Annotated in this window: 22 protein-coding genes; 4 read left to right on the forward strand and 18 right to left on the reverse strand. The window is 68.1% G+C overall.

From position 1 onward, the window contains the following. Positions 1–16 precede the first annotated feature (16 nt). From Q8O26_RS04185 to dusB, 4 genes are all read right to left on the reverse strand, one after another. Positions 17–2,260 (reverse strand): PAS domain-containing sensor histidine kinase, encoded by a 2,244-nt coding sequence (locus Q8O26_RS04185; protein WP_305573782.1) that lies wholly within the window; start codon positions 2,258–2,260, stop codon positions 17–19. A 153-nt stretch (positions 2,261–2,413) separates the two neighbouring features. Continuing rightward, the gene (ntrC, locus tag Q8O26_RS04190) at positions 2,414–3,853 is read right to left on the reverse strand and encodes a nitrogen regulation protein NR(I) (protein WP_305573784.1); all 1,440 of its coding nucleotides are present in this window, start codon (positions 3,851–3,853) and stop codon (positions 2,414–2,416) included. Between the two features lie 10 nt (positions 3,854–3,863). Continuing rightward, positions 3,864–4,988 (reverse strand): nitrogen regulation protein NR(II), encoded by a 1,125-nt coding sequence (locus tag Q8O26_RS04195; protein ID WP_305573786.1) that lies wholly within the window; start codon positions 4,986–4,988, stop codon positions 3,864–3,866. Beyond that, positions 4,985–6,025 (reverse strand): tRNA dihydrouridine synthase DusB, encoded by a 1,041-nt coding sequence (gene dusB, locus Q8O26_RS04200; RefSeq protein WP_371134445.1) that lies wholly within the window; start codon positions 6,023–6,025, stop codon positions 4,985–4,987. Before dusB ends, Q8O26_RS04195 begins: the two co-directional genes overlap by 4 nt. A gap of 142 nt (positions 6,026–6,167) precedes the next feature. Between dusB and Q8O26_RS04205 the strand changes: the two genes are divergently transcribed. Together Q8O26_RS04205 and Q8O26_RS04210 are read left to right on the forward strand one after the other, a co-directional pair. Next, positions 6,168–7,358 (forward strand): bifunctional 2-C-methyl-D-erythritol 4-phosphate cytidylyltransferase/2-C-methyl-D-erythritol 2,4-cyclodiphosphate synthase, encoded by a 1,191-nt coding sequence (locus Q8O26_RS04205; RefSeq protein ID WP_305573955.1) that lies wholly within the window; start codon positions 6,168–6,170, stop codon positions 7,356–7,358. Between the two features lies 1 nt (position 7,359). Next, complete coding sequence (locus Q8O26_RS04210) at positions 7,360–7,887, forward strand: CinA family protein (protein WP_305573788.1); 528 nt, start codon at positions 7,360–7,362, stop codon at positions 7,885–7,887. Here Q8O26_RS04210 and Q8O26_RS04215 read toward each other — a convergent pair. From Q8O26_RS04215 to uraH, 9 genes are all read right to left on the reverse strand, one after another. Beyond that, positions 7,854–8,327 (reverse strand): type II toxin-antitoxin system RatA family toxin, encoded by a 474-nt coding sequence (locus Q8O26_RS04215; protein ID WP_305573790.1) that lies wholly within the window; start codon positions 8,325–8,327, stop codon positions 7,854–7,856. The genes Q8O26_RS04210 and Q8O26_RS04215 overlap by 34 nt on opposite strands. A 19-nt stretch (positions 8,328–8,346) precedes the next feature. Continuing rightward, positions 8,347–9,306 (reverse strand): lipoyl synthase, encoded by a 960-nt coding sequence (lipA, locus tag Q8O26_RS04220; protein WP_305573792.1) that lies wholly within the window; start codon positions 9,304–9,306, stop codon positions 8,347–8,349. A 66-nt stretch (positions 9,307–9,372) separates the two neighbouring features. Next, positions 9,373–9,936, reverse strand: coding sequence for a hypothetical protein (locus tag Q8O26_RS04225; RefSeq protein ID WP_305573794.1), 564 nt, complete (start codon positions 9,934–9,936; stop codon positions 9,373–9,375). A gap of 216 nt (positions 9,937–10,152) precedes the next feature. After that, on the reverse strand, positions 10,153–11,424 hold the full coding sequence (locus tag Q8O26_RS04230; RefSeq protein WP_305573796.1) for an allantoate amidohydrolase: 1,272 nt from the start codon (positions 11,422–11,424) through the stop codon (positions 10,153–10,155). After that, positions 11,421–12,611: a urate hydroxylase PuuD gene (locus Q8O26_RS04235; protein WP_305573798.1), complete on the reverse strand. Its 1,191-nt coding sequence runs from the start codon at positions 12,609–12,611 to the stop codon at positions 11,421–11,423. Before Q8O26_RS04235 ends, Q8O26_RS04230 begins: the two co-directional genes overlap by 4 nt. 20 nt (positions 12,612–12,631) lie before the next feature. Further along, the gene (gene xdhC, locus Q8O26_RS04240) at positions 12,632–13,597 is read right to left on the reverse strand and encodes a xanthine dehydrogenase accessory protein XdhC (RefSeq protein WP_305573800.1); all 966 of its coding nucleotides are present in this window, start codon (positions 13,595–13,597) and stop codon (positions 12,632–12,634) included. Positions 13,598–13,600: 3 nt separating this feature from the next. Then, the gene (xdhB, locus tag Q8O26_RS04245) at positions 13,601–15,913 is read right to left on the reverse strand and encodes a xanthine dehydrogenase molybdopterin binding subunit (protein ID WP_305573802.1); all 2,313 of its coding nucleotides are present in this window, start codon (positions 15,911–15,913) and stop codon (positions 13,601–13,603) included. Then, positions 15,903–17,384, reverse strand: a complete 1,482-nt coding sequence (xdhA, locus tag Q8O26_RS04250; RefSeq protein ID WP_305573804.1) for a xanthine dehydrogenase small subunit — start codon at positions 17,382–17,384, stop codon at positions 15,903–15,905. Before xdhA ends, xdhB begins: the two co-directional genes overlap by 11 nt. Beyond that, positions 17,381–17,737, reverse strand: a complete 357-nt coding sequence (uraH, locus tag Q8O26_RS04255) for a hydroxyisourate hydrolase (RefSeq protein WP_305573806.1) — start codon at positions 17,735–17,737, stop codon at positions 17,381–17,383. Before uraH ends, xdhA begins: the two co-directional genes overlap by 4 nt. 155 nt (positions 17,738–17,892) lie before the next feature. On the opposite strand from uraH, the gene Q8O26_RS04260 reads away from it, so the two are divergent. Continuing rightward, the gene (locus tag Q8O26_RS04260; protein ID WP_305573808.1) at positions 17,893–19,599 is read left to right on the forward strand and encodes a SulP family inorganic anion transporter; all 1,707 of its coding nucleotides are present in this window, start codon (positions 17,893–17,895) and stop codon (positions 19,597–19,599) included. On the opposite strand, the gene Q8O26_RS04265 is transcribed toward Q8O26_RS04260, so the two are convergent. Next, the gene (locus Q8O26_RS04265; protein ID WP_305573810.1) at positions 19,592–20,290 is read right to left on the reverse strand and encodes a phosphatidylcholine/phosphatidylserine synthase; all 699 of its coding nucleotides are present in this window, start codon (positions 20,288–20,290) and stop codon (positions 19,592–19,594) included. The two genes, Q8O26_RS04260 and Q8O26_RS04265, sit on opposite strands and share 8 nt — an antisense overlap. Before the next feature lie 114 nt (positions 20,291–20,404). Between Q8O26_RS04265 and Q8O26_RS04270 the strand changes: the two genes are divergently transcribed. After that, positions 20,405–21,628, forward strand: coding sequence for a UbiH/UbiF family hydroxylase (locus tag Q8O26_RS04270; RefSeq protein ID WP_305573812.1), 1,224 nt, complete (start codon positions 20,405–20,407; stop codon positions 21,626–21,628). Between the two features lie 4 nt (positions 21,629–21,632). On the opposite strand, the gene Q8O26_RS04275 is transcribed toward Q8O26_RS04270, so the two are convergent. The 4 genes from Q8O26_RS04275 to Q8O26_RS04290 all read right to left on the reverse strand — a co-directional run bounded on the left by Q8O26_RS04275 (position 21,633) and on the right by Q8O26_RS04290 (position 25,137). Then, on the reverse strand, positions 21,633–22,628 hold the full coding sequence (locus Q8O26_RS04275; RefSeq protein WP_305573813.1) for an AEC family transporter: 996 nt from the start codon (positions 22,626–22,628) through the stop codon (positions 21,633–21,635). 79 nt (positions 22,629–22,707) lie between these two features. Next, complete coding sequence (gene hspQ / locus Q8O26_RS04280; RefSeq protein ID WP_305573815.1) at positions 22,708–23,043, reverse strand: heat shock protein HspQ; 336 nt, start codon at positions 23,041–23,043, stop codon at positions 22,708–22,710. Positions 23,044–23,151: 108 nt separating this feature from the next. After that, complete coding sequence (locus Q8O26_RS04285; protein WP_305573817.1) at positions 23,152–24,192, reverse strand: CoA ester lyase; 1,041 nt, start codon at positions 24,190–24,192, stop codon at positions 23,152–23,154. Positions 24,193–24,324: 132 nt separating this feature from the next. Next, positions 24,325–25,137 (reverse strand): invasion associated locus B family protein, encoded by an 813-nt coding sequence (locus Q8O26_RS04290; RefSeq protein ID WP_305573819.1) that lies wholly within the window; start codon positions 25,135–25,137, stop codon positions 24,325–24,327. Positions 25,138–25,153: the final 16 nt, after the last annotated feature.

Below are 25,153 nucleotides of genomic sequence, written 5' to 3' on the forward strand. Positions count from 1 at the left end.
CCTTATCCGTTCTTCTTCATTCCGCCGCAGCGGTGGTCTGGACCGCCAGGCGCTGGTCCCTGAAACTGAGGCGGATGAGGGCCCCGCGCTGGTTTCCGTCGGCCCCCGCGGGCGCGTCGAAGAGGCCGAGCCCCCCGCCGTGTTCCTCGAGGATCTTGCCGACGATCGCCAGACCGAGGCCCGTCCCTTTTTCCCGTGTCGTGACGTAAGGCTCAAGCAGCCGATGACGGTTTTCTTTGGGCAGGCCGATACCGTTGTCGATGACATCCACCGCATAGAACGGCTGGCTGGCGTCGAGGCGGACCATGATCCGGCCCTTGCCGCGGTTCTCTTCCGGCACGGCGGCGATGGCCTCGGTGGCGTTCTTGATGATGTTGGTCAGCGCCTGGCTGATCAGACGGCGGTCGAAGGAGGCGGGCATCGCCCCCTCCGGAATCTCGTCGACGATTTCGATCTCGGGATAGCCGATGCGCATCATGAAGACGGCTTGGCGCACGGTGTCGGCGACGTCTTCCACCTCGAAGACCGGCTTCGGCATGCGGGCGAAGGAGGAGAACTCGTCGACCATCCGCCCGATATCGCCGACCTGTCGGATGATCGTGTCGGTGCACTGGTCGAAGACCTCGCGGTCCTCGGTGATGACCCGGCCGTAACGCCGCTTCAGCCTCTCGGCCGAGAGCTGGATGGGGGTGAGCGGATTCTTGATCTCGTGGGCGATGCGGCGGGCGATGTCGGCCCAGGCCGAGGTGCGCTGCGCCACGACGAGATCGGTGACGTCGTCGATCGTCACCACCGCGCCATGCGCCCCGTCCTCGTCGGCCTCGAGCGCCACGCGGACCACCAGCGTCCGCTCCCGTCCGCCGCGGACCAGCATGACCTGGCCCTGCACGATGGGCGCGCCACGCGCGGCACCGGCGATCAGCTCGGCGAATTCCGGAATGCTCTCCGACAGCATGGTGCCGGACAGCGCCGCTTCGCCGACTCCGAGGATCTCGACCGCGAAACGGTTCAGCAGGGTCACCCGACCGGCCTCGTCGAGGCCGATCACGCCGGCCGTGACGCCGGCGAGCACGGCTTCAGTGAAGCGCCGGCGGCTGTCGATCTGGTCGCGGGCGGCGATGAGGTCGGCGCGCTGGTCGCGCAGCTCCGCCGTCATCTTGTTGAACGTGTCGCCGAGATTGGCGAGATCGCCCTCGGACTTGCGGATATGCACCTGGACGTCGAGATCCCCGGCGGCGACCTGGTCGGCAGCGCCGATCAGCCGGCGGATCGGCTGCACCAGGCGGTTGGCGAAGCTGAGCCCGAGATAGACCGCCGACAGCGTCACCAGGAAGGCGATCAGCGCAAACATCAGCGCGAAGGCGATCTGCAGGCCGAGCCGCCGCGACTGCAACTGCTGGTACTCGAACAGGCCGGCCTGGGTGGAGCGCAGGTGCTGGGCGATCTGCGGGCTGATCTGCCGGACGACGTAGAGAATCTCGTTCCCGCCGCGCTGCATCTTGAGGATGGCCTCGATGAAATCGCGATCATCGCGCGAGGAGACGTTGGCGATGATGTCGTCGGTCTTGCTGACCTCGTCGAGGATCGCGGCGGGCACCGTGAAATCGCCCTGCATGGGCACATCGGCGCGATCGACCAGCGTGCCATCGCTCTTCAGGACGCGCACGACCGTCAGGCCACGCACCATGGCCTGCGCGGTCAGGAACCTCTCGAAGTTGACCTCCGTCGTGTTGAGCGAACGCACCCGCTCGATGTCCTGCACCAGGGCCGCCGCCTCGGCACGGACCACCGAGACCTGTTCGTTGAGATAGGCATTGGCGAGATTGGCGGAGGCCTCGACCGACTGGCGCACGCTTCCCGAGAAGATGCTCTCGAGGCCCCTGTCGAGGGTGATCGACGCGGCGATGGCGATGACGGCGACCGGCACCGAGGCGACGATGGCAAAGAGCCGCACGACGCGCTCGTGCAGCCTCGATGCCGCCTGCCCGGCCCGGCGCGCCCGCCGCAGCACAAGGATCTCCCTGACGATCAGGAAGATCAGCCCGCAGACCAGCACGCCGTCGATGATGAGGACGGTAAGCACGACCTCGTGGGTCGCGGCGATCGGCAGGAGGCCGGTGACGAGCAGGAAGGTGATCAGGCCGAAGAACAGCGCCACCGCGACCATGATCGGACCGGCCCTGCGCGCGCGCAGGCGCGGCATGAAGGCCGAGCCGTCGGACGGGAGGGCGGTCGTCGCGGGCTGCGCGGTATCGGTCATCCGGCGATCATCTCCGGAGAGTTCGGCGGAAAGCCGGCAAGGCGGACCGTCGACCCCTCATCGGGACTCAAGGGTGACCCTCTTACAACAACTGTGACCGAAACGTCACGCCCCCGGGGACGTTCTCAACGCGATCGTGAGGCCGGGCCGGCGTCAGCGCGACGTACGGATCACCTGGATGTCGAGGTCGCGGACCTTCTTGCGCAGCGTGTTCCGGTTTACCCCGAGGAGGTCGGCGGCCTTGATCTGATTGCCGCGTGTCGCCGCGAGGGCCGCCGAGATCAGCGGAATCTCAACCTCCCGCAGCACCCGGTGATAGAGGCCCGGGGGCGGCATGTCGTCGCCGAAACCCTTGAAATAGGTGCCCATGTGCCGCTCCACCGAGGCCATCAGCGTGTCGTCCTCGCGCGGCTCGTCGTGGGACGAGGCGGGTTCGGGCGTCGAAAGCTCGTTGTCGACGATCGGCGCGGTGATGATCTCCTGCGGATAAAGCGCGGTGAGACGGCGGATCAGGTTTTCCAGCTCGCGGATATTGCCCGGCCAGCGATAGCGCTTGAGCTTCTCGAGGGCGGCCGAATCGATCTGCTTGGCCGGCAGACCCTCACGCTCGGCCTGGGCGAAGAAGTGGCGGACGAGATCGGGCACGTCGGCGCTGCGCTCGCGCAGCGGCGGCAGGCGCAGCGGCACGACGTTGAGGCGGAAGAACAGGTCCTCGCGGAAAAGCCCCTGCTGGATGAGCTGGCGCAGATCCTTGTTGGTGGCGGCGACGATGCGGACATCGGCCTTGATCGGCGTGCGGCCGCCCACCGTCGTGTATTCGCCCTGCTGGAGGACGCGCAGCAGGCGGGTCTGCGCCTCCATCGGCATATCGCCGATCTCGTCGAGGAAAAGCGTGCCGCCCTCGGCCTGTTCGAACCGGCCGGGATTGCGGGCCTGGGCACCGGTGAAGGCGCCCTTCTCGTGGCCGAACAGCTCGCTCTCGATGAGGTCACGCGGGATGGCGGCCATGTTGATGGCGACAAAGGGCCCGTTGCGGCGCTTGCCGTAATCGTGGAGCGCTCGCGCGACGAGTTCCTTGCCGGTACCGCTCTCGCCGACGATCATCACGGTGAGGTCGGTCTGCATCAGGCGGGCGAGGACGCGGTAGATGTCCTGCATCGCCGCCGACCGGCCGACCAGCGGCATGGAATCGGCATCCACCGGTGCGGCCTTGCCCGGCCTGCCCTTCGGCTCGGCCAGCGCCCGACCGACGATGGCCACAAGCTCCTTCAGGTCGAAGGGCTTGGGCAGATAGTCATAGGCGCCGCGTTCGGACGCCTTGATGGCGGTCATGAAGGTGTTCTGCGCGCTCATCACAACCACCGGCAGGTCGGGCCTGAGCTTCTTCATCCGCGGCAGCAGGTCGAAGGCGTTCTCGTCCGGCATGACCACGTCGGTGATGACGAGGTCGCCGTCGCCCTGCGAGACCCAGCGCCAGAGCGTCGTCGCATTGCCGGTCAGGCGAACGTCGTAGCCCGCCCGCGACAGCGCCTGGTTGAGGACTGTGCGGATCGCGGCGTCGTCGTCGGCGACCAGGATGGTTCCCGTCGGCATGTGGACCTCTTCAGAACGCTTTGCGGCCGATCGTGTCGGATTGCGACACGCGGGCCATGGGCAGGAGGATGCGGAAGATCGTCTTGCGCGGCTGGCTGTCGCATTCGACGATGCCGCCATGGTCGCCGACGATCTTGGCGACGAGGGCGAGGCCGAGGCCGGTGCCGGAACTCTTGGTCGTGACGAAGGGGTCGAAGAGGTGCGGCATCAGGTCGTCGGGCACGCCCGGGCCGTTGTCGCGCACGCAGACTTCCAGCGGCAGCGCGACGCGGCTCGACAGGCCCGGCATGGTCAGCCGGACGCCGGGGCGGAAAGCGGTCGTCAGCAGGATCTCGCCGTCGCCGGCATATTCGCCGATGGCTTCGGCGGCGTTCTTGACGAGGTTCAGGAACACCTGGATGAGCTGGTCGCGGTTGCCGAAGACCGGCGGCAGCGAGGGGTCATACTCCTCGACGAAGCGGATGTGCCGCCCGAATCCGGATTGCGACAGCTTCTTCACATGTTCCAGCACGACGTGGATGTTGACCGGCTGGCGCTCGACAGGGCGCTCGTCGGAGAAGACCTCCATGCGGTCGACCAGCTTCACGATCCGGTCGGCCTCGTCGCAGATCAGGCGGGTCAGCGTCCGGTCCTGGTCGTCTACCGAGGCTTCCAGAAGCTGCGCCGCACCGCGAATGCCGGAGAGTGGGTTCTTGATCTCGTGCGCCAGCATCGCCGCCAGCGCGGTGACCGAACGGGCCGCGCCGCGATGGGTCAGCTGGCGGTCCATCTTGTCGGCGATGGTACGCTCTTGCAGCATCACGACGACGTCGCCGGGCCGTTCGGCGAGCGGAGCGACATAGATGTCGACGATCCGCTCGTGACCGTTGCGCGGCGTACCAAGGTCGACCTTGTATTCGTTGACCGGCGCATGGCGGTCGCGGACCTGTTCGACGAGGGCGAGCAGCGGGCTGCCGAACGGCACCAGATCCTTCAGCGCGTGGCGCTTCAGCACCGAGATCGACGCCTGGAAGAAGGCCTCCGCCGCGGCATTGCCGTCGAGCAGCATCCCGGCAGCCGAAACACTGATGACGGGATGCGGCAGGGCGTTGAGGATCGAATCATGCACGGGGAGAACCTGCGCCAAAGCCTTCATGCCGCCCGCCTCCACTGGAACCGGTCGTAGCTCTCGGTCAGTGCGGCGATCACCCGGTGCGGATCCTCTGATGTGAGGACGCTGCCGCGGGCCTCGGCGAGGACGCCGGCGTCGACACCACAGCACGCGGCGGCCGCATCCAGCGCCCAGCCGAGATGCTTGCGTGCATGGCGTATGCCGACGCCGAGCCCGTAGTGGGCGAGCTGAGCCTCGTAGAGTTCGATGGCGCAGGCGAGCTGCGTCGCCAGGCCAGGATCGGCGGGAACCGGCTCGCCGGCGAGATGGGCGGCGATCTGCGCCGGCAGCCAGGGCCGCCCCTGCGCACCGCGACCGATCATCACCGCGTCGGCGCCGGATTGGGCGAGGCAGAGACTGGCATCCTCAGCCGTGGTGATATCGCCGTTGGCGACCACTGGGAGCGACACGACCGTCCGTACCGCGGCGATGGCGCGCCAGTCGGCGCGGCCCTTGTAGAACTGCTGGCGGGTGCGGCCATGCACCGTGACGAGCGCGACACCCGCCTGCTCGGCGCGTCGGGCGAGTTCGGGCGCGTTGAGGCTCTGATCGTCCCAGCCGAGCCGCATCTTCAGCGTCACCGGCACATCGACGGCGGCGACCGTCGCGGCGATCAGCCGTTCGGCATGGTCGAGATCGCGCATCAGCGCCGAACCGGCATAGCCACCGGTGACGCGCTTGGCCGGGCAGCCCATATTGATGTCGATGATGTCGGCGCCCGCGGCGACGGCGATCCGGGCACCCTCGCCCATCCAGTGCGGGTCGCAGCCTGCGATCTGCACCACATGCGGCGACAGACCTTCGCCCTCCGCGCGCAGCCGCGCCTCTTCCTCGCCAGCGGCGAGGCCGTCGCCCGGAACCATTTCCGACACGGTCCAGCCCACGCCGAACCTCGCCACCATGCGCCGGAACGGCGCGTCCGTGATCCCGGACATGGGAGCGAGAGCTACGGGGGATGCCATCTCGAACGGCCCGATCGACAGCAGCCGCCGGAACGGCGCTTGGGTCGATGGGTTGATCATTCAAATGCCTATTTCGTAAGCGTGATGCAATGCTGCCTACACTTTAGACACCATTTGCCGCGCTGCACAAGAGGCGTGCCGCATGAGAAGACACGTCGTGGTGAACACGCTAGGGAAGGCGCTGAAAACCTGGACGCCGCGCATGCGCTCGCACTCCTCCGTCGCCGCCCTCATCGTCGCCGCTGGCCGTGGCACCCGCGCCGGCGGCGATATGCCGAAGCAATATCGCAGCATCGCCGGCAGCCCCCTCCTCGGCCTGACGGTGCGGTCCTTTCTGCGGCATGACCGGGTGGACGGCATCCTCGTCGTGATCGGCGAGGACGACCGCAGCCGCTACGATGCGGCGATCACGCCGTCGGACAAGCTCCTGTCGCCCGTCGTCGGCGGCGCGGTAAGACAGGCTTCGGTCCTGGCCGGGCTCGAGGCGCTCGCAGCCACGGCCCCCGACATCGTCGTGGTCCATGATGCGGCACGCCCCTTCGCGTCGGCGGAACTGATCGATGCGGCGATCGACGCCGTCTCCGGCGGCGGCCTCGCCGCGGTGCCGGGCATCGCCGTGGTCGACACGATCAAGGCGGTCGACGGCAACGGCCGCGTCACGGCGACCCCCGATCGCGCCGGACTGCGTGCTATCCAGACCCCGCAGGCTTTCGCCTTCGCGGCGCTCCTCGACGCCCATCGCCGGGCCGCTGCCGCCGGCATCGCCGGACTGACCGACGACGCCTCGGTGATGGAATGGGCCGGCCATGCCGTCGCGGTCTTTCCCGGCGAGGCCGGCAATGTGAAACTGACCCATCCGGAGGATTTCGATGCGGCGGAGCGGCGGATGAACGGCGTGACGGCGATGAACGACGTCCGCGTCGGCCAGGGCTACGACGTCCACGCATTCACCGCCGGAGACCATGTCTGGCTCGGCGGCGTGCGTATTCCCCACGACCGCGGGATCCTCGCCCATTCCGACGGCGACGTGGTCCTCCATGCGGCGACCGATGCCGTCCTCGGCGCGCTGTCGTTGGGCGATATCGGCACCCATTTCCCGCCGAGCGACATCCAGTGGAAGGGCGTCTCATCCGACCGCTTCCTCGCCCATGCGGCGAGGCTTCTGGCCGACCGCGGCGGGCGCCTCGCCATGCTTGACGTGACCGTAGTCTGCGAGGCCCCAAAGGTCGGCCCGCACCGCGAGGCGATGCGCGAGCGCATGGCGGCGATCCTCGGCGTCACGCCGGACCGCATCGCCATCAAGGCCACCACGAGCGAACAGATGGGCTTCACCGGACGCCGCGAGGGCCTCGCGGCGCTCGCCGTCGCCACCATCCGCCTTCCGGGAGAGTAAGATGAGCGACATCGACACCGAAAGGCTCGCCGCCGACGTGCTCGCCGCCTGCCGGGCGCGCGGGCTGATGACGGTGACGGCGGAGAGTTGCACCGGCGGCCTCGTCAGCGCCGCGCTCACCGCCATCGCCGGGTCCTCCGACGTGGTCGACCGCGGTTTCATCACCTATACCAATGAGGCCAAACGGGAGATGCTGGGTGTGCCGGCGCAGACGCTGGAAGCCCATGGCGCCGTGTCGCAGGAAACGGCCGCGGCGATGGCCGCCGGTGCGCTGGCTCGCTCGCGGGCCCAGGTCGCTGTCTCCGTCACCGGTATCGCCGGCCCTGGCGGCGCAACGCCGGGCAAGCCGGTCGGTCTCGTCCATTTCGCGGCGCAGCGCGGCGAGAGGGTGATCCTGCGCGAGGAGCGCTTCGGCGCCATCGGCCGGGAGGCCGTGCGCAAGGCGAGCGTCCGGGTCGCCCTCGGCCTGCTGCTCGATCTCGCGACTGAAAGCGCTCAGGCCGCAGGTGACGCGCCGGACCGCCCGTAGACCGCATCGGCCCGCGTCTCGAAGGCCTCGGCGAAGCGCCTGAACGCCGCGTCGAAGATCGCGCCCATGACCAGGGCGAGGGCGCGCGAACGGAATTCGTAGTCGATGGAGAAGGAAACCCTTGCCCCCTCCCCGTCCTCGGTGAAGCGCCAGTGGTTCTCCAGCCGCGAGAACGGCCCGTCGATATACTCGGCGACGATGTGCAGCCGCGGCCGGTCGAGGGTCACCCGGCTGGTGAAAGTCTCGCGCAGCGGCCCATAGGACACCGTCATGTCGGCGACGAGGATCGCGATCCCGTCATCCCCCGCATTGACCCGCCGGCGGACGCGCAGAGCTTCGCAGAGCGGCACGAAGGCGGGGTAGGCGTCGACATCCGCCACGAGATCGAACATTTGGCCGGGATCGTGGCGCACCCGCCGTTCGGTCTTGAACACGGGCATGGAGAAGTCCCGCCTGCGCTCAATGGCCGAGGCGCGCGAGCCGGGCGGCCCGGAGCCTGGCGAAGTCGTCGCCGGCGTGGTGCGACGAACGGGTCAGCGGGCTCGACGCGACGAGAAGGAAGCCCTTGGCCATGGCGATGGTCTCGAAGCCCTTGAATTCGTCCGGCGTGACGAAGCGGACGACCTCGTGGTGCTTGCGGGTCGGCTGCAGGTACTGGCCGATCGTCATGAAGTCGACCTCGGCGGACCGCAGGTCGTCCATCAGTTGCAGCACCTCGTTCCGCTCCTCGCCGAGCCCGACCATGATGCCGGACTTGGTGAAGATGGTGGCGTCGAGTTCCTTCACCCGCTGCAGCAGCCGGATCGAATGGAAGTAGCGGGCGCCGGGGCGGACCTTCAGGTACTTCGACGGTACGGTCTCCAGGTTGTGGTTGAAGACGTCGGGCCGGGCGGCGACCACCACTTCCAGCGCGCCGTCCTTGCGCAGGAAGTCCGGCGTCAGGATCTCGATCGTCGTCTTCGGCGACCGGCGGCGGATCGCATGGATGACGTCGGCGAAATGCTGCGCGCCGCCGTCGGCGAGATCGTCACGATCGACGGAGGTGATGACGACATGTTCGAGGCCGAGCTTCTCGACGGCGATCGCGGTGTGCTCGGGCTCGTTCGCATCGAGCGGGCCGGGCATGCCGGTCTTGACGTTGCAGAACGAACAGGCGCGCGTGCAGGTGTCGCCCATGATCATGAAGGTGGCGTGCTTCTTCTCCCAGCACTCGCCGATATTGGGGCAGCCGGCCTCCTCGCAGACGGTCACGAGGCCGTTTTCCTTGACGATCTTGTGGGTCTCCGCCCATTTCGGCGAACCCGGCGCCTTCACGCGGATCCATTCTGGCTTACGCGCGATCGGCTTGTCGGGCCTGTGCGCCTTCTCCGGATGCCGGGGACGGTTGTCGCTCTTCAGCGTGTCGATGAGTGTAGCCATGCCCCTCATTAGGCAAGCCGCGGACCGAATGGCAAGAGCATGCGGCAACAGGCGCGACGCAAGCCCTCAGGATGCGGCGGGCAGGAGCCAGATTCCCCAGCGGTCCTCCGCCTGGCGGCCGCCCGCTTCGGTCACCAGATCGCCGATGGCCTGCTTCTGTCGCGCGCCGAAATGCTGGATCAGCACCGCCTTGCGGGCGTGGCGCTGCAGGGCGCCGATGAAGGCGAGTTTCCGCGAACGGTTGATCCACGGGCGGCTCCAGGCGAGGTTGGCGACCGGACCGACATAGTAGAGGCATTCGCAGACGAGCAGCACATCCGGGCGCGGGATCGGCAAGGTTACCGCCGGATCGTCGTAGAGACGGTTGAGGTCGAACGGCACGAAGGTCCCGTGCAGGCTGGAACGGGCGCGCTCGAGGGCAACGGTGGAGAGGTCGCAGCCGACGAGGTCGGTGCATCCGAGGTCCCGCGCGACCAGGCCGAGCGCATAGCCTTCATAGACGCTGACGTCGCCTAGGCTACGGCAATCGGCCACCTCCGAACGGATCACTGCAGCGATCGCCGCCATCCGCTCGTCGCCGTAATCCTTCATGTGATAAAAATCGGGACAGGCGGCGAAGAGCCTGTCCATCGCGCCGGCCGTTGGTCGTGCCAGGGCCGTCAGAAGCGCGTATTCAACGCGCGCGCGCGCCGCATGCCAAACAGAAATTGTCACCGGTATGCCTATCGCCCCGCCGCACCTGCAGGGGGCATAGCAATGACGCTGGGTAAATGCCAGCGAGGGTCGGAAGCAAGGCGCCCAAGCACCACACCCCTTGGTGATCCTGATCAGCCGAAAGGGATGGCCTCAGCTGCGGGCAGGAGGCGTGAAATCCTCGATAAAGCGAATAAGGGCGGCGACCGCCGCGCCCATGTCGGCAACCGTCGAAAATTCCAGCGGATTGTGGCTGATGCCGCCGTTGCAGCGCACGAACATCATGGCGAAGTCGGTGAGACCCGCCATGGCCTGTCCATCATGGCCCGCCCCCGAGACGAGGCGGGGCGCGGCGAGGCCGAGGTTTTCGATGCTGCGGCCGAGACCGTCCTGCAGCCAGGGCGCGCAGCCGGCCGTCGGGCAATCGTGATAGGTCTCGAAGGCCACCGAACAGCCGCGTGCCGCCGCAAGCGCCTCCGCCCGGGCCGTGAAGGACTGGAGCGCGGCATGACGCGGCGCATCTGACGCAGCCCTGAGATCGAGGACGAACTCCACCCGATCTGGAATGACATTGATGGCGCCCGGCTTGACGCTGATCTGACCGACCGTCGCGACCATGGCCGCTTCCGGATGGGCTTTTGCGATCTGTTCGGCGGCGAGCGTCATCTCAGCGGCGGCGAGCAGAGCGTCCTGGCGCAAGGGCATCGGCACGGTGCCGGCATGGCCGGCCATGCCCGAGACGGTGACGCGGGTACGGAACTGCCCGGCGATCGAGGTAACGACGCCCAGCGGCTTGTCGCCATGCTCCAGCACCGGCCCCTGTTCGATGTGGATCTCGACATAGGCAAGCGCCTCGTCGCGGCTCATGGCGGCAGCGGGGATGGCGGCGGGGTCGAGGCCGTAGTCGCGCATCGCCGCGTCGAGCGTCACGCCGTCACGGTCCTTGCCGTCGAGCCAGGCAGGATCGAAGGTGCCGGCCAGCGCCGCCGACGACGACAGCACGGTGGGAAAGCGCACGCCCTCCTCGTCGCCGAAGGCCAGCACGTCGACGGCGAAGGGCATCCTGCGCTCGGCATCGCGGAAATGCTCGACGGCGAGAATCCCGCAGACGACACCGAGCATGCCATCATATTTGCCGGCATTGATCACCGTATCGATATGCGATCCGATCAGCAGGCGCGGCACCGCATTGGCGCCTGGCGTCTCGCCCGCCATCGGATAATGACCGCGGATCGTGCCGAGAGCGTCCTCGGCGGTCGTCATGCCGGCTTCCGCCATCCACTGCGCCACCAGATGGGCCGCGCGCTTGTGCTCCGGCGTCAGATAGCGTCGGGTCAGGCGATCGGGCTCTTCCGAGATCGCGGCCAGTTCTTCCAGCATGGCCTCGGCGCGCCGGCCGAGACGGTCGATATCGAGCCCGCTCATTTCAGTCCGGCCAGATAGGCGCCGAGCGCGGCGCGGTCCTGATCGCTCATGGTGGTCTGGTTCCCGAGTGGCATGGCCCTGGACTGGACGGATTGCTGGATGACGGATGCTGCGTGCCGCCGGAGATCGGCGGACGTTTCCAGGATGACGTTCTTCGGCGCTTCCGTCACGCCGTCCTGGGTCGGCCGGCGCGCGTGGCAGGCTACGCAGTGGGTGGCGGTGATCTGCAGCGCCTGCACCTCGCTGACCTGACCGGCGGCAGCGAGATCGAGCTTCGGCCGCTGCGACGTCACGAACATGGCGAGCAGCAGCGCGATGGCGGCGACCGGCACGGCCCAGCCGTAGCTCTGCCAGGGGTCCTGTGCCTCGTGGCGGTTCAGCGTGTGCTGCACCAGCGCGCCGGTGACCAGCAGGAAAGCGACGACCAGCCAGGAATGCGGATGCGCATAGAGCATCGGATAATGGTTCGAGACCATCATCAGGAGAACCGGAAGGGTCAGATAATTGTTGTGGGTGGAGCGGGTCTTGCCGATCTTGCCGTATTTCGGGTCAGGTTTGCGGCCGGCGATCAGGTCGGCGACGACAATCCGCTGATTCGGGATGATCACTAGGAAGACGTTCGCCGCCATGATCGTGCCGACGAAGACGCCGACATGGATGAAAGCGCCGCGCCCCGAAAAGACCTGTCCGAAGGCCCAGGCCGCCCCCACCACCATCCCGAAGACGACCAGCGCCAGTACCGTCGGATGGTTCGTCAGCGGCGACTTGCACAGCGTGTCGTAGAGCAGCCAGCCGACGACGATGGAGGCCAGCGACAGGCCGATCGCCTGGGCCGGCGTGATGTCGGCGACGGCGGGATCGATGAGGAAGCCGCGGGCGTTCAGGTAGTATTGCGCCACCAGCAGGATGAAGCCGGAGACCCAGGTGAGGTAGGCGGCCCAGCGGTGCCAGAGCAGGTCCGGCGGCAGGTTGTCGGGCGCCACCAGATATTTCTGCACATGGTAGAAGCCGCCGCCATGGACCTCCCAGGCGACGCCATCCGCCCCCGGTGCGCCCGGCGGCTTGGCCTTGAGGCTGTAGTCGAGCGACATGAAGTAGAAGCTGGTGCCGATCCAGGTGATCCCGGCGGTGATGTGGAACCAGCGGGACAGAAGGTTGAACCAGTCCGTGGCGAGGGCGATATCCATGTGGCGTCCGGCTGGCCTCTTCAGGCGCTCTGTCGCCGGTGAGCCGGCTTGACGTTGATGGTACGAGCCTGCGCCAAGATCAAGCACTCCGCTACGACGGAGGCGGCGATGACGGCCGGCTCCTTGCCCGCGAGACCGGCAAGGCCGATGGGACAGCGCAGCCCGGCCTCCGCTGCGGCGCCGAGGCCGAGCGCCTGAAGCCGGCCCATGAACCGCGCCCGCTTCGAGGCTGAACCGATCAGGCCGACATGGACAAAGCGCCCCGAGGCCAGGGCCGCCGCCACGATGGCGAGGTCGAGGGCATGGCTGTGGGTCATGACGAGCACCTGCGTGCCGTCCGGCAGCGCGTCGAGCGCCGTCTCGGCGGGGCCGGACTGCAGGGTGACATTTGAGGGGATGGCTGTGGCGAAGGCGCCGGGACGGCCGTCGTGCCAGACGATCCGGAACGGCAGCGGCGCCAGCGCCATGACCAGCGCCTTGCCGACGTGGCCGGCGCCAAACAGCGCGATGGTCGGTAGCGGCGCAGCGAAATCCTCGACGAAAACGGTGCCGGCTGCGGAGGCTGATATCTCGTAACCGGCGAGGAAGACGCGCTGCAGGCGCCCGTCGCGCAGCACGGTCCGCGTGCGCAACGGCCCCTCCCGCTCGGCCGCCGCAAGCTCGGCGACCATGTCGCGGTCGCGCTCCGCGAAGCGCTCGATCGCCAGGGTCACATGGCCGCCGCAGCACTGTCCCAGCGCCGGTCCCAGCGGCTGGTCGAGGATCAGGGCAGCCTCGTCACGGCGTTCCAGCAAGGCTTGCGCCTTGGCCAGCGCCTGCCATTCGAGGGTGCCGCCACCGATCGTGCCGTGAAAGGCCCCGTCCGGCCGGACGATCATCCGCGCGCCCGGCTCGCGCGGCACCGAGCCGCGTGCCGCCATGACGCTGACGAGAACGCAGGCCCCTTCCGCGGCGATCAGCGATTCGATACGCGGCCAGACCTCCACGGTTCACCCCTCCCCGGTCTGCTTGCAGCAGGCGAAGAGGATCGCCTCGGGGGTGGCGGGCGCGTCGAGCGCCACGGCGCGGCCCGGTGCCAGCGCATGGACGGCGTCGGCGATGGCACAGAACACCGAATTGGCCAGCATCAGCGGCGGCTCGCCGATGGCCTTGGAACGGTAGATCGTGTCCTCCCGGTTGGGATTGTCGAAGAAGGCGACGCGGAAGTCCTCCGGCACATCGCGGGCGGTGGGGATCTTGTAGGTCGAGGGCGCGTGGGTCCTGAGCCGGCCCTTGGCGTCGAAGACGAGCTCTTCCATGGTGAGCCAGCCCATGCCCTGGACGAAGCCGCCCTCGATCTGGCCGATGTCGATGGCCGGATTGAGCGAGCGGCCGGCATCATGGAGGATGTCGACGCGGTCGAGGGTGAACTCCCCCGTCAGCGTGTCGATGGTCACCTCGGAGCAGGACGCGCCATAGGCGAAATAGAAGAACGGCCGGCCAGTCGCCTTCGACCGGTCCCAGGTGATCTTCGGTGTCGCGTAGAAGCCGGCCGCCGACAGATGGGTCCGCGCGAGATAGGCCTTCTTCACCACCTCGGCGAAACCGAGGCTCCTCTCGCCGGCCCAGACGCGGTCGTCGTGGAAGACGATGCCGGCGACCGGAACCTGCCAGTCGCGGGCGATGAATTCCGCGATCCGGCCCTTGATCTCGGCCGCCGCGTTGCGCGCCGCCATGCCGTTCATGTCCGTGCCGGAGGAGGCTGCCGTCGGCGAGGTGTTCGGCACCTTGCCGGTATGGGTCGCGGTGATCCGCACCCGGTCAAGGGCGACGCCGAACTCCTCGGCCACCACCTGCGCCACCTTGACGAAGAGCCCCTGCCCCATCTCGGTGCCGCCGTGATTGAGATGGATGGAGCCGTCCTGGTAGACATGAACGAGCGCGCCGGCCTGGTTCAGGAAGGTGGTGGTGAAGGAAATGCCGAATTTAACCGGCGTCAGGGCGATGCCCTTTTTCAGCACGCGCGAGCCGGCATTGAAGGCGCTCAAGGCGGCGCGCCGGGCGCGATACTCGCTCGTCGTCTCGAGCTGCCGAATGAGCGCCTCGGCGACATTGTCCTCCACCACCATGCCGTAGGGCGTGATGTTGCGGTCGTCGGTGCCGTAGAGATTGGCATAGCGAACGTCGAGCGGGTCGCGCCCGGTCGCCCAGGCGATCCGGTCCATCAGATGCTCGGCGAAGACCATGCCCTGAGGCCCGCCGAAGCCGCGGAACGCCGTGTTGGAGACCGTGTGGGTCTTCAGCCGGCGCGAATGGATATGCACCTGCGGATAGAAATAGGCGTTGTCGGCATGGAACATCGTCCGGTCGTTGATCGACGACGACAGGTCGTGGCTGTAACCGCAGCGCCCGGCGAAGCGGACCTCGACGGCTTCCAGCCGGCCGGCGGGGTCATGGGCGGCGCGGTAGCTGACGAGGAAGTCGTGGCGCTTGCCGGTCATGATGAAGTCGTCGTCGCGGTCGAGACGGATCTTCGCCGGGCGTCCGGTGACCCGCGCCGCTAGCGCCGCCATCGCCGCCCAGCCGCTGGCCTGGCTCTCCTTGCCGCCGAAGCCGCCGCCCATGCGCCGCACCGCCACCTCGATCGACGCGTCGGCAATGCCGAGGACCCGGGCGACGACGTGCTGCACCTCGCTGGGATGCTGGGTCGAGGAATGGATGAGATAGGTGCCGTCCTCCTCGGGGATGACGAGCGCCGCCTGTCCTTCCAGGTAGAAATGCTCCTGCCCGCCGATGCGAAGGGTCCCGGCCACCGGCGCCGGGCTCGCCGCGAGGACCGCTTCGGGATCACCGCGGCGGAAGGCATAGGCCGGCATCAGGTCGGCATCGGCGGCGAGCGCATCGGCCACGTCGACGAGCGGGGTCTCCTCCGCCACGTCGATGACCGCGAGCCGCGCCGCCCGCCGTGCCGTGTCGCGGTTCTCCGCCACGACGGCGAAGAGCGGCTGTCCGTGGAACGCAATGACGTCGGTGACAAAGAGCGGATCGTCGCCAGCCACCGGGCTGACATCGTTGACCGCGGGAATGTCGGCGGCGGTGAGCACCGCGACAACGCCGGGCACGGCGCGCACGGCGGCGAGATCGAGCCGGACCAGACGGCCATGGGCCACCGGCGCGCCGCCCGGCACGACATGCAAGGTGCCCTCAGGCTCGCGGATGTCGTCGATATAGGGCGCGGAGCCCGTGACGTGCCGGTCGGCGGCGTCATGGCGGATCGGCTGGTGGACGTGGCGCAGCGCCTCCCCCTCCCCGTCAGGCCGCATGATGAGCCTCCCGGAGCGGGACGAGCCGGGTCGACGAACGCTCGCCCGCGGCGATTTCCATCAGCCCCTTGGTGATGAGATTGCCGGCGACGCGCAACCGATAGGCTGCCGAGGCGCGGTGATCGTCGAGCGGCGCGAAATCATCCCTCAGGCGCGCCACGGCAGCAGCGACCGCAGTGGCATCATCGACGGACGCGCCGGCGAGTGCCGCCTCGACGGCCGCCGCACTCTTGGGGATGCCGGCCATGCCGCCGAAAGCGATCCGCGCCGCCGCGATCCGTCGCCCGTCGAGCCGGACCTTCAGCGCCATCATGACAGCGGAAATGTCCTGGTCGTGGCGTTTGGCGATCTTGAAGACGCGCAGATGGTCGCCCGCCTCGGGTCTCGGCACGGTCACATGGGTCAGGATCTCGCCCGGTGACCGGTCCTGCCGGCCATAGGCGAGGAAGAACTGCTCGAGCGGCAGAAGCCGCACGGAGCCACCAAGGCGCAGCGTGACCGAGGCCCCGAGCGCGATGAGCAGCGGCGGCATGTCGCCGATGGGCGAGCCGTTGGCGACATTGCCGCCGATCGTCCCCGCGGTGCGCACCTGCGCCGAGCCGAGCCGGTCGATGAGCAGGGCGATGTCGGGATCGAGCGCACCGAGGGCGGCCTCCGCCTCGGCATAGGTCACCGCGGCGCCGATCGTCAGCGCCGACGCTGTCTCATCCAGAGCCCGCAAGGCCGCCACGCGGCCGGTATGGACGAGTTTCGGCAGGGTCCGGAGCTGCTTGGTGATCCATAGACCCACATCCGTCGCCCCGCCGACAAGGGTTGCGTCGGGGTGGCTCTCCATGAGGACGGCGAGCGAATCGAGCGAGGCCGGCGCCGCGAAGAAGGCGTTGTCGTCGCCGACGAAAACGTCCGCCGTGTCGGCGAGGCCAGCGAGCATCGCAGCCGATGTCGCGCGGCGGTCGTGATGGCCATCGGCAGGCGGCGCGGCGCAGGCCGCCAGCGCCGCATCGACGATCGGACGGTAGCCGGTGCAACGGCACAGGTTGCCGGCGAGTCGCGACAGAACCGCCGCGCGGTCCGTTGCGCCGCCAGCGGCGTGGTAGAGCGTGAACAGGCTCATCACGAAGCCCGGCGTGCAGAAGCCGCATTGCGAACCGTGATGGTCGACCAGCGCCTGCTGGACAGGGTGCAGCCGCCCATCCGTCACCAAATCCTCCACCGTCACCAGTTCGGCGCCGTCGAGCTGGCCGAGCAGCAGGATGCAGGCATTGGCGGGCTCATAGACCAGGCGCCCGTCCTTCACGCGGCCGAGCGCCACGGTGCAGGCGCCGCAATCGCCCTCGCCGCAGCCTTCCTTGGTGCCGGTCAGCCGGCGGTCGAGGCGCAGCCAGTCGAGCACGGTGGTCATCGGTGCGAAGCCGGCGGCTTCCACCAGGGTCCCGCGATGCAGGAAGCGGATCACTCGGTTCGTCGTCATGAGCCGCGATAGGTCGTGTAGCCATAGGGGGAGAGAAGCAGCGGCACGTGATAGTGCTGGTCGAGTGCCGTCACGTTGAAACGCAGGGTCACCACGTCGAGGAAGGGCGGATCGCTGACAGGGACACCGGTGGCGCGGTGATAGGCGGCAACGTCATATTCCAGGCTGTAGGGGCCGCTGCGGATCGTCGCCGGGGTCAGCAGCGGCACGGGCGCACGCCCGTCCGCATTGGTCCGGCCTTCGGCCATCAACTGCCGCCCCTCCCCCTCGATCGCATAGAGGCGATAGGCGATGCCGGCGGCCGGCCGGCCTGCCGCCGTGTCGAGAACATGGGTGGAAAGATGCCCGGGCATGCAGGGGCTCCTCTGTAGCGGCATTGTGAGCATGAAGATGCCGGCTTTGCACCGCAAAAAGAATAGCTGTCCTGTCGCAGGATGCACGTATTTGTGCGGACGCAGCGTCGCGGTGCAGGCGCCTAGGGTCGCGGGACCCCCTGCCGAAACGGCTCATGACGCCAACCGTCACACCCCACGCGTCCTTCCGCGACCTGTTCACCCCGAAACTGGTGACGGTTCTGCGGGAAGGTTACGGCCTGAAGGACCTGCGCACCGATGCGGTGGCGGGCCTGACCGTCGCCATCGTCGCCCTACCGCTCTCCATGGCGATAGCCATCGCCTCCGGCGCGACACCCGACAAGGGCCTGATCACCGCCATCGTCGGCGGTTTCCTGATCTCGGCTCTCGGCGGCTCGCGGTTCCAGATCGGCGGCCCGGCGGGCGCCTTCATTCCGCTGGTCGCCTCGACGATCGCTATCCACGGCTATGACGGGCTGGTGATCGCCACCTTTATGGCGGGGATCATGCTGGTCGCAGTCGGGTTCCTGCGGCTCGGAACCTATATCAAGTACATCCCCTATCCCGTGACGGTCGGCTTCACCGCCGGCATCGCCGTGATCATCTTCGTCAGTCAGATCCGCGACCTCCTCGGGCTGAGGCTCGCCGGGCCTGAACCGGCAGAAATGCTGCACAAGCTGCCGGCGCTCTGGCAGGCCCTGCCGACGGTCAACCCCGTCGCGGTGGTGATCGCCGTGGCGGCCATCGGCGGCATTCTGGCGCTCAAGCGCTGGCGCCCCGCAATTCCCGGCATGCTGGTGGCGGTGGTCCTCGGTGGCGCCGCGACGGCGCTCTTCGCGCTGCCCGTCGAGACGATCGGTTCGCGCTTCGGTGCCCTTCCCACCGGCATCGGCTTCAACGGGCTTCCGGGCCTCTCCATCGCCCGGGTCCGCGAGCTGATCGTGCCGGCCATCGCCTTCGCCATGCTCGGTGGGATCGAATCGCTCCTCTCGGCGGTCGTCGCCGACGGCATGACGGGGCGGCGCCATCGCTCCAATTGCGAACTGGTGGCGCAGGGCGTCGCCAACATTGCCTCGGCCCTTTTCGGCGGCCTGCCTGTGACCGGGACGATCGCCCGCACCGCGACCAACGTGCGCGCCGGTGCGCGCGGGCCCGTCGCCGGCATTTTCCATGCGGTGTTTCTGCTGGTCTTCCTCAGCCTGGCCGGCGGTCTTATGAGCTATGTGCCGCTCGCCGCCCTCGCCGGCGTCCTCGCCATCGTCGCCTGGAACATGGCGGAGAAGCGCGAATTCGCCGTGCTGCTGCGCGCCTCTCCGGGTGATGCGCTGGTGCTCCTCGCCGCCTTCCTGCTGACCGTCTTCGTCGACCTGACGGCGGGGATCGGCGTCGGCATCGTCCTCGGCTCGCTGCTGTTCATGCACAGGATGGCGGATGCCATGGCGGTCGACAGCAAGGTGCGCCTCTTCGACGAGGACGTCGCCGACGGCGCCGACGGCCAGGGACCGGCTGCCGCGGCGGCGCGCGGCACGGATCGCCGGATCGTTACCTATCACCTGAACGGCGCCTTCTTCTTCGGCGCGGCGGCGACCGTCGCCTCGGTCTTCGACCGGATCGGCGATCCGCCGGCCATCTTCATCCTCGACATGACCGATGTGCCGTTCCTCGACACCACCGGTGCCAACACGCTGGAGAGCTTCGTCCACAAGCTCGAGCGAGCCGGCACGCGGGTGGTGATCGCCGGGCCTCGCCCGGCGGCGCAGGCGACGCTCGCCCATTTCGGCATCGCCGAGCCGCGCGTCACCATCGCCCGGACGCTGGAGGCGGCGACTTCCGCGGCCGAGGCGCGGCTCGCCTTCACCTGACGGGCGCGCGCAGGGCGAGGCCGATCAGGCCGAGATAGGCCGTCGTCAAGGCGAGGACGACCGTTACCCAGAGCGGCGGGGCGAGACCCGCGGCGACCGACAGGCTCGCCGCCAGCATCCACAGCGCGAGCACCGCGATGGTCACCGGCCGGAAGCGGACGACGCGGAACGGGTGGACGAAGACGAAGGGCGCGAAGGTCGCCACGACGAGCCCCGCGATGATGCCGGCATTGGCCAGCGGCGGCAGTCCGAAGACCAGCAGGAGGAAAACCGCGACGTTCCAGATCGCCGGGAAGCCGCGGAACCCGCCGTCGGGGGTCTTCATCGCGGTATCGGCGAAATAGAAGGCCGAGGAAACGAGAATCGCCGCCGCGAGCGGCCAGATGAGCACCGCCGGCACGATCCCGGCAATGACCAGCACATAGGCCGGCACGACCACATAGGTGAGAAAATCGACCACGAGATCGAGGATCTCACCTGAGTAGCGCGGCAGGCGCTCGGCGACGCCAACCCGGCGGGCGATGGTGCCGTCGATCCCGTCGACGACAAGAGCGAGGCCAAGCCACAGAAAGACCGCATCGAAACGCCGGTCCGAGGCCGCCTGCAGCGCGAGGAGGCCGAGCACGGCCCCAGATGCCGTGAACGCATGGACGGCAAAGGCCGCGCCGGCTCCCTTTGCCCAGTTTCCCACGGCCATCTTCATCCTTTCGTGATCGGTTGCCCCCGCCGCAGCGTCTTGGACCTTGGGCCGCGCAGCACCAGATGGTAGGAGAGCGGATCGGTACAGTATCGGGCGTCAAGACGCATGAGCGAGAGCGCGAAGCATACTCCATTCGACGTCGTCGTGGTCGGAGCAGGCCCCGCGGGACTCTTCGCAGCGCTTGCCCTCGATGAGGCCGGGTTCCGCATCGCCGTCGTCGGCGCCCTGCCGGAATCGACGCGCGACCGGCGCACCTCCGCCCTGCTCGACGGCTCGGTTCTCGCCCTGAAGCGCCTCGGCGTCTGGGAGCAGCTTCTGCCCCATGCCGCGCCGCTGCGGGTAATGCGGCTGGTCGATGCGACGGGCAGCCTCCTGAGGGCGCCGCTCTTCGAAGGGCGGTCCAGCGAGATCGGCCTCGACGCCTTCGGCTACAACATCGCCAACGACGATATCGGCCGGGTGCTGCTCGCCGGCGCCCGCGAACGCGGCATCACGCTGATCGACGGCATGGTGACCGGCGTCGACCTCACCGGCGGCGCCACCCTCACCCTCGCTTCCGGCGAAGCGCTCTCAGCCGCCGTCGTCGCCGGCGCCGACGGACGCCGGTCGGCGGTCCGTGCCGCTGCCGGCATCGACGTCGTCATGACCCGCTATCCGCAGACCGCGGTGACGGCGACCTTCCGTCACAGCCGCCCCCATGGCGACGTCTCGACCGAATTTCATACGCCGACCGGCCCGTTCACCCTGGTGCCGCTGCCGGGCGACCGTTCGAGCCTGGTCTGCGTGGTGACGCCCCGCGAGGCCGACACGCTCCTCGCCCTCGACGACGCAGCCTTCGCCCGCATGATCGAGAAGCGGTCGCAGGCGATCCTCGGCAAGGTCACGGTGGAACCCGGCCGCGGTCGCTACGATCTCGCCTCGATCACGCCGCGCCGCTTCGCGGTGCCCCATGCCGCCCTCGTCGGCGAGGCCGCCCATGTGGTGCCGCCGATCGGGGCACAGGGCCTCAACCTCGGGATGCGCGACGGGGCTGCCCTCGCAGATTGCCTTGCTGAGGCGCGCGCGTCCGGCGAAAAGCTGGGCGGGCCGCGCGCCATGGACGCCTATGACCGGGCGCGGCGCGCCGACATCGTCAGCCGCACCTTCGCCATCGACGTGCTCAACCGCTCGCTGCTGTCGTCCTTCATGCCGGTCCACCTGGTACGCGGCGCCGGCCTCTGGTTCCTCGACCAGATCGGACCTCTCCGGCGGGCCTTCATGCGCGAGGGCCTGCAGCCGTCGAACGCGTCGCCGCGCCTGATGCGGCCCGAGGCGCGAGACGCCGCCTGAAGGCTCAGGGCGTGAAGATATTGATGGGCAGGAGCTCGTTCTTCACGAGGTATAGCACGGTCGTCAGCGTGCCGACCGAAATCACCGTGCCAAGGAGAACGGCGTTCGAGGCCTCCTCGACGAAGGTGTCGTACTGCCGGGCGATGATGAACACGTTCAGCGCCGGCGGCAGACAGGCCATCAGCGCCGCGGCATAGACCCATGACGGCTCGAACGTCCCGATCAGCGACAGGATCAGTATCACCAGCGCCGGGTGGATCAGCAGCTTCAGGGCGAGGATCGGCGAGATGGCGGCGGCGACCCGCGCCAGCGCTGTAAAGCTTTCCATGCGCAGGGCGACGGTGACGCCGAGCGTGAACAGCGCCACCGGCGCCGCCGCGTTCTGCAGGAAGGCCAGCAGCCGGTCGAGCATTTCCGGCGGCTGGATTTGCAGGAAGGCCGAGATGACACCGGCCACGGTCGCCAGGATGAAGGGATGCGTGGCGATCTTGACCAGGACTTCGCCGATCACCGACAGGATCGAGCGTCGCGCGGTGCCGTCGAGCGCCATCAGGAGCGGCACGAGCGAGAACAGCAGGATGTTGTCGAAGCAGAAGATCAGGGCGACCGGAGCCGCCGCCTCGGCGCCGATCGTCGAGAAGGCGAGGCCCGGCCCCATATAGCCGATATTGCCATAGGCGGCGGCGACCCCGGCGACAGTGGAATGGCCGGTGTTGCCGCCGGACCGCCACGCCACATAGGCGAAGCCGAGCACGAAAACCGCGAAGGTCGCGAAGGTCGTGCCAACCACGAAGGGCACGTTGTTCAGCTTCTCCAGCGGCGTCTGGGCAAGGATGCGGAAGAACAGCGCGGGCAGCGCGATATAGATGAGGAAAAAGTTCATCCAGCCGAGGCCCGCCTCGGAAATCGGCGTGCCTTTCCAGGCCTTGTACCGCGCGGTGAAGAAGCCGAGCGCGATCAGGCCGAAGAACGGCATGGCGAGGTTAAGAACCTGGAGCATGAATGGATCGCCGCGCGGCCGGAGGTCAGCGACCGCTACTGGGCAGGACCGCCGAGGTCAACGCCGCCAATGGTCGAAATCAATGCAGCCCGGTCCGCTTCACACGATATTCGCCGTCGGGATCGCGTTCGAAGACCTCGTCCACCTGCGGATGACGGATGGGATCGCCGCTGGTGTCGACGAGCAGGTTCTGCTCGGAAACATAGGCGATGTACTCCGTCACCTCGTTCTCAGCGAAGAGATGGTAGAAGGGCTGGTCCTTGGACGGGCGCATTTCGGCCGGGATGGCCTCGTACCACTCGTCCGTATTGGCGAAGGTCGGATCGACGTCGAACACGACGCCCCGGAACGGATGGATCCGGTGCTTCACGATCTGACCGATCTTGAACTTGGCTTGCCGTAGCTTGTCGATCACGCCTGTCACGGTCCCTTGCGACGGTGGTGTTTCTGGGCGCGCGAGAAAAGCGGCATGTTGCCGCCGTGTCAACGCGGATTACTGTCCGTCTACGGTCGCCGCCCGAACTCAGATCGCATAGCGCGTCGCGAAGTCGGGGTCCCTGGCGGCGACGATCCGGGCGAGATCGACAATCACCTTGGCCTGTTTCCAGGTCGCATCGTCCTGCATCTTGCCGTCGATCATGACGGCGCCGGAGCCGTTGGGCATGGCGGCGAGGATGCGCGCGGCGAAGGCGACCTCATCGGGATCGGGGGAGAAGACGCGCTTGGCGATGTCGATCTGCGAGGGGTGCAACGTCCAGGCGCCGGCACAGCCCATGAGGAAGGCGTTGCGGAACTGGGTTTCGCAGGCGACCGGGTCGGAGAAATCGCCGAACGGACCATAGAAGGCCTTGAGGCCGTTGGCGGCGCAGGCATCGACCATCTTGGCGATCGTGTAGTGCCAGAGATCCTGCTGGTAGACGGCGCGCGGCCCCTCCCCGCCGGGATCGGCGACGACCTTGTAGTCGGGATGGCCACCGCCGACGCGCGTCGTCTTCATGGCGCGCGATGCCGCGAGGTCGGCCGGCCCGAGGCTCATGCCGTGCATGCGCGGCGACGCCGAAGCGATCTCCTCGACATTCTTAACGCCCTCGGCCGTCTCCAGGATGGCATGGATCAGGATGGGCTTCTTGACTCGGTGGCGCGCCTCGAGCTGGGCCAGCAACTGGTCGAGATAGTGGATGTCCCAGGCCCCCTCCACCTTCGGTAGCATGACGACGTCGAGCTTGTCGCCGACCGCCGCGACGATCTGCGTCAGATCATCGAGAATCCACGGAGAGTTGAGTGCGTTGACGCGGGTCCAGACGCTGGTCGTGCCGAAATCGGTGGCCTGCACCATCTCGATGAAGCCGGCGCGGGCGGCTTCCTTGGCATCGAGCGGAATGGCGTCCTCGAGATTGCCGAGCACGGCGTCGACGCTCTTCACCAGCTCCGGCACTTTCGCCCGCACCTTCTCGATGTGCGGCGGCACGAAATGGATCATCCGCTCCAGTCGCACCGGCAGATCCCGGTAGGGTTCCGGCGCCCCGATCGCCAGCGGCTTGTACACGTTGCGCGGCAGCTTCATGTCCCACTCCTCGTTGCGACCAGCGCTACAGGAGCGGTTTGCACCGCACAATCCCGTGGAACGGCGGATGCGACGCCAACAAAATGGGCGCGGGACCGGCCCGCGCCCTGCGATATCGGGTAATCGCTGACGTCAGCGCTGGGGCGGCGCCAGCGGCTGCATGCCGGCAGGGGCACCGGGAACCGGAACCGCGCCGGGCATCGCGCCAGGCTGGCGCTGCTGCTGCTCCTGCAGACGGCGCTGGGCTTCCTCGCCGCGGCGCTGCAATTCGGCCTGCAGGCGACGCTGGCTCTCCTCATAGGCCCTCGGGTCGACCGGCTCGCCGTCATATGAAGCCTGGAAACCCTGCAGCGACATGCCGAGCGAGATCGCACGGTTGTTCATGTTGACGACCTGGATGTTGAGGTTCGTCGAACGCTTCATCCGGGTCAGGAATTCCGGCGGGAGTTCCATCTGCGCGAAACAGGCGTTGGGCAGGCAGACCTCGTAGCGCATGGCCTGCGGCTGCGGCTGTCCCGGCCCCTCGAGCACGACGCGGATGCCAGGCTGAAGCGACATGCCGACCGGCACGGCGATGATCAGCCGCGGCTTCTCGCCCTCGAGGTCACGGATCTGCACCGAGGCGAGCATCTGGCCGGTCTCGGCGCGGGTTTCCTGCACGACCATGCAGAGCTTCTTGGTGGTCGGCGGCGTGCGCTCGTCGGTCGGGACCTGATCGCAGAGCTTCACCCACGGCGTCTGGATCGCGCCGAGATTCTCCTGCGCGTTGGCGGCGGCGGCAGCGGGCGCTGCCGGAGCCGCCGGAGCGGGAGCCGGCTGAGCGGGACGCTGCGCCGGGCGCTGGGGGGCCTGGGTGGCCGGCGCCTGGGCGAACGCGAGGGCGGGCATCAGCGCAAGAGCGAGGCCGGCACCGACGCGAACCGCAGCTTTGGCGGAGATCGACATGAAAGGTCCTTTCGAT

The organism is Phreatobacter sp., assembly GCF_030691135.1.
GTDB lineage: Bacteria > Pseudomonadota > Alphaproteobacteria > Rhizobiales > Phreatobacteraceae > Phreatobacter.

What these genes read in the sequence shown, in the direction of transcription:
- Q8O26_RS04270 (WP_305573812.1), top strand. Translation starts at nt 20,405, where the DNA reads ATGAGCGAGAGCGCGAAGCATACTCCATTCGACGTCGTCGTGGTCGGA.
- Q8O26_RS04225 (WP_305573794.1), bottom strand. Translation starts at nt 9,936, where the DNA reads ATGGACAGGCTCTTCGCCGCCTGTCCCGATTTTTATCACATGAAGGAT.
- ntrC (WP_305573784.1), bottom strand. Translation starts at nt 3,853, where the DNA reads ATGCCGACGGGAACCATCCTGGTCGCCGACGACGACGCCGCGATCCGC.
- Q8O26_RS04290 (WP_305573819.1), bottom strand. Translation starts at nt 25,137, where the DNA reads ATGTCGATCTCCGCCAAAGCTGCGGTTCGCGTCGGTGCCGGCCTCGCT.
- Q8O26_RS04275 (WP_305573813.1), bottom strand. Translation starts at nt 22,628, where the DNA reads ATGCTCCAGGTTCTTAACCTCGCCATGCCGTTCTTCGGCCTGATCGCG.
- uraH (WP_305573806.1), bottom strand. Translation starts at nt 17,737, where the DNA reads ATGCCCGGGCATCTTTCCACCCATGTTCTCGACACGGCGGCAGGCCGG.
- Q8O26_RS04235 (WP_305573798.1), bottom strand. Translation starts at nt 12,611, where the DNA reads ATGGATATCGCCCTCGCCACGGACTGGTTCAACCTTCTGTCCCGCTGG.
- Q8O26_RS04205 (WP_305573955.1), top strand. Translation starts at nt 6,168, where the DNA reads ATGCGCTCGCACTCCTCCGTCGCCGCCCTCATCGTCGCCGCTGGCCGT.
- lipA (WP_305573792.1), bottom strand. Translation starts at nt 9,306, where the DNA reads ATGGCTACACTCATCGACACGCTGAAGAGCGACAACCGTCCCCGGCAT.
- Q8O26_RS04230 (WP_305573796.1), bottom strand. Translation starts at nt 11,424, where the DNA reads ATGAGCGGGCTCGATATCGACCGTCTCGGCCGGCGCGCCGAGGCCATG.
- Q8O26_RS04210 (WP_305573788.1), top strand. Translation starts at nt 7,360, where the DNA reads ATGAGCGACATCGACACCGAAAGGCTCGCCGCCGACGTGCTCGCCGCC.
- xdhA (WP_305573804.1), bottom strand. Translation starts at nt 17,384, where the DNA reads ATGACGACGAACCGAGTGATCCGCTTCCTGCATCGCGGGACCCTGGTG.
- Q8O26_RS04185 (WP_305573782.1), bottom strand. Translation starts at nt 2,260, where the DNA reads ATGACCGATACCGCGCAGCCCGCGACGACCGCCCTCCCGTCCGACGGC.
- Q8O26_RS04215 (WP_305573790.1), bottom strand. Translation starts at nt 8,327, where the DNA reads ATGCCCGTGTTCAAGACCGAACGGCGGGTGCGCCACGATCCCGGCCAA.
- Q8O26_RS04285 (WP_305573817.1), bottom strand. Translation starts at nt 24,192, where the DNA reads ATGAAGCTGCCGCGCAACGTGTACAAGCCGCTGGCGATCGGGGCGCCG.
- dusB (WP_371134445.1), bottom strand. Translation starts at nt 6,025, where the DNA reads ATGATCAACCCATCGACCCAAGCGCCGTTCCGGCGGCTGCTGTCGATC.
- xdhB (WP_305573802.1), bottom strand. Translation starts at nt 15,913, where the DNA reads ATGCGGCCTGACGGGGAGGGGGAGGCGCTGCGCCACGTCCACCAGCCG.
- Q8O26_RS04195 (WP_305573786.1), bottom strand. Translation starts at nt 4,988, where the DNA reads ATGAAGGCTTTGGCGCAGGTTCTCCCCGTGCATGATTCGATCCTCAAC.
- Q8O26_RS04260 (WP_305573808.1), top strand. Translation starts at nt 17,893, where the DNA reads ATGACGCCAACCGTCACACCCCACGCGTCCTTCCGCGACCTGTTCACC.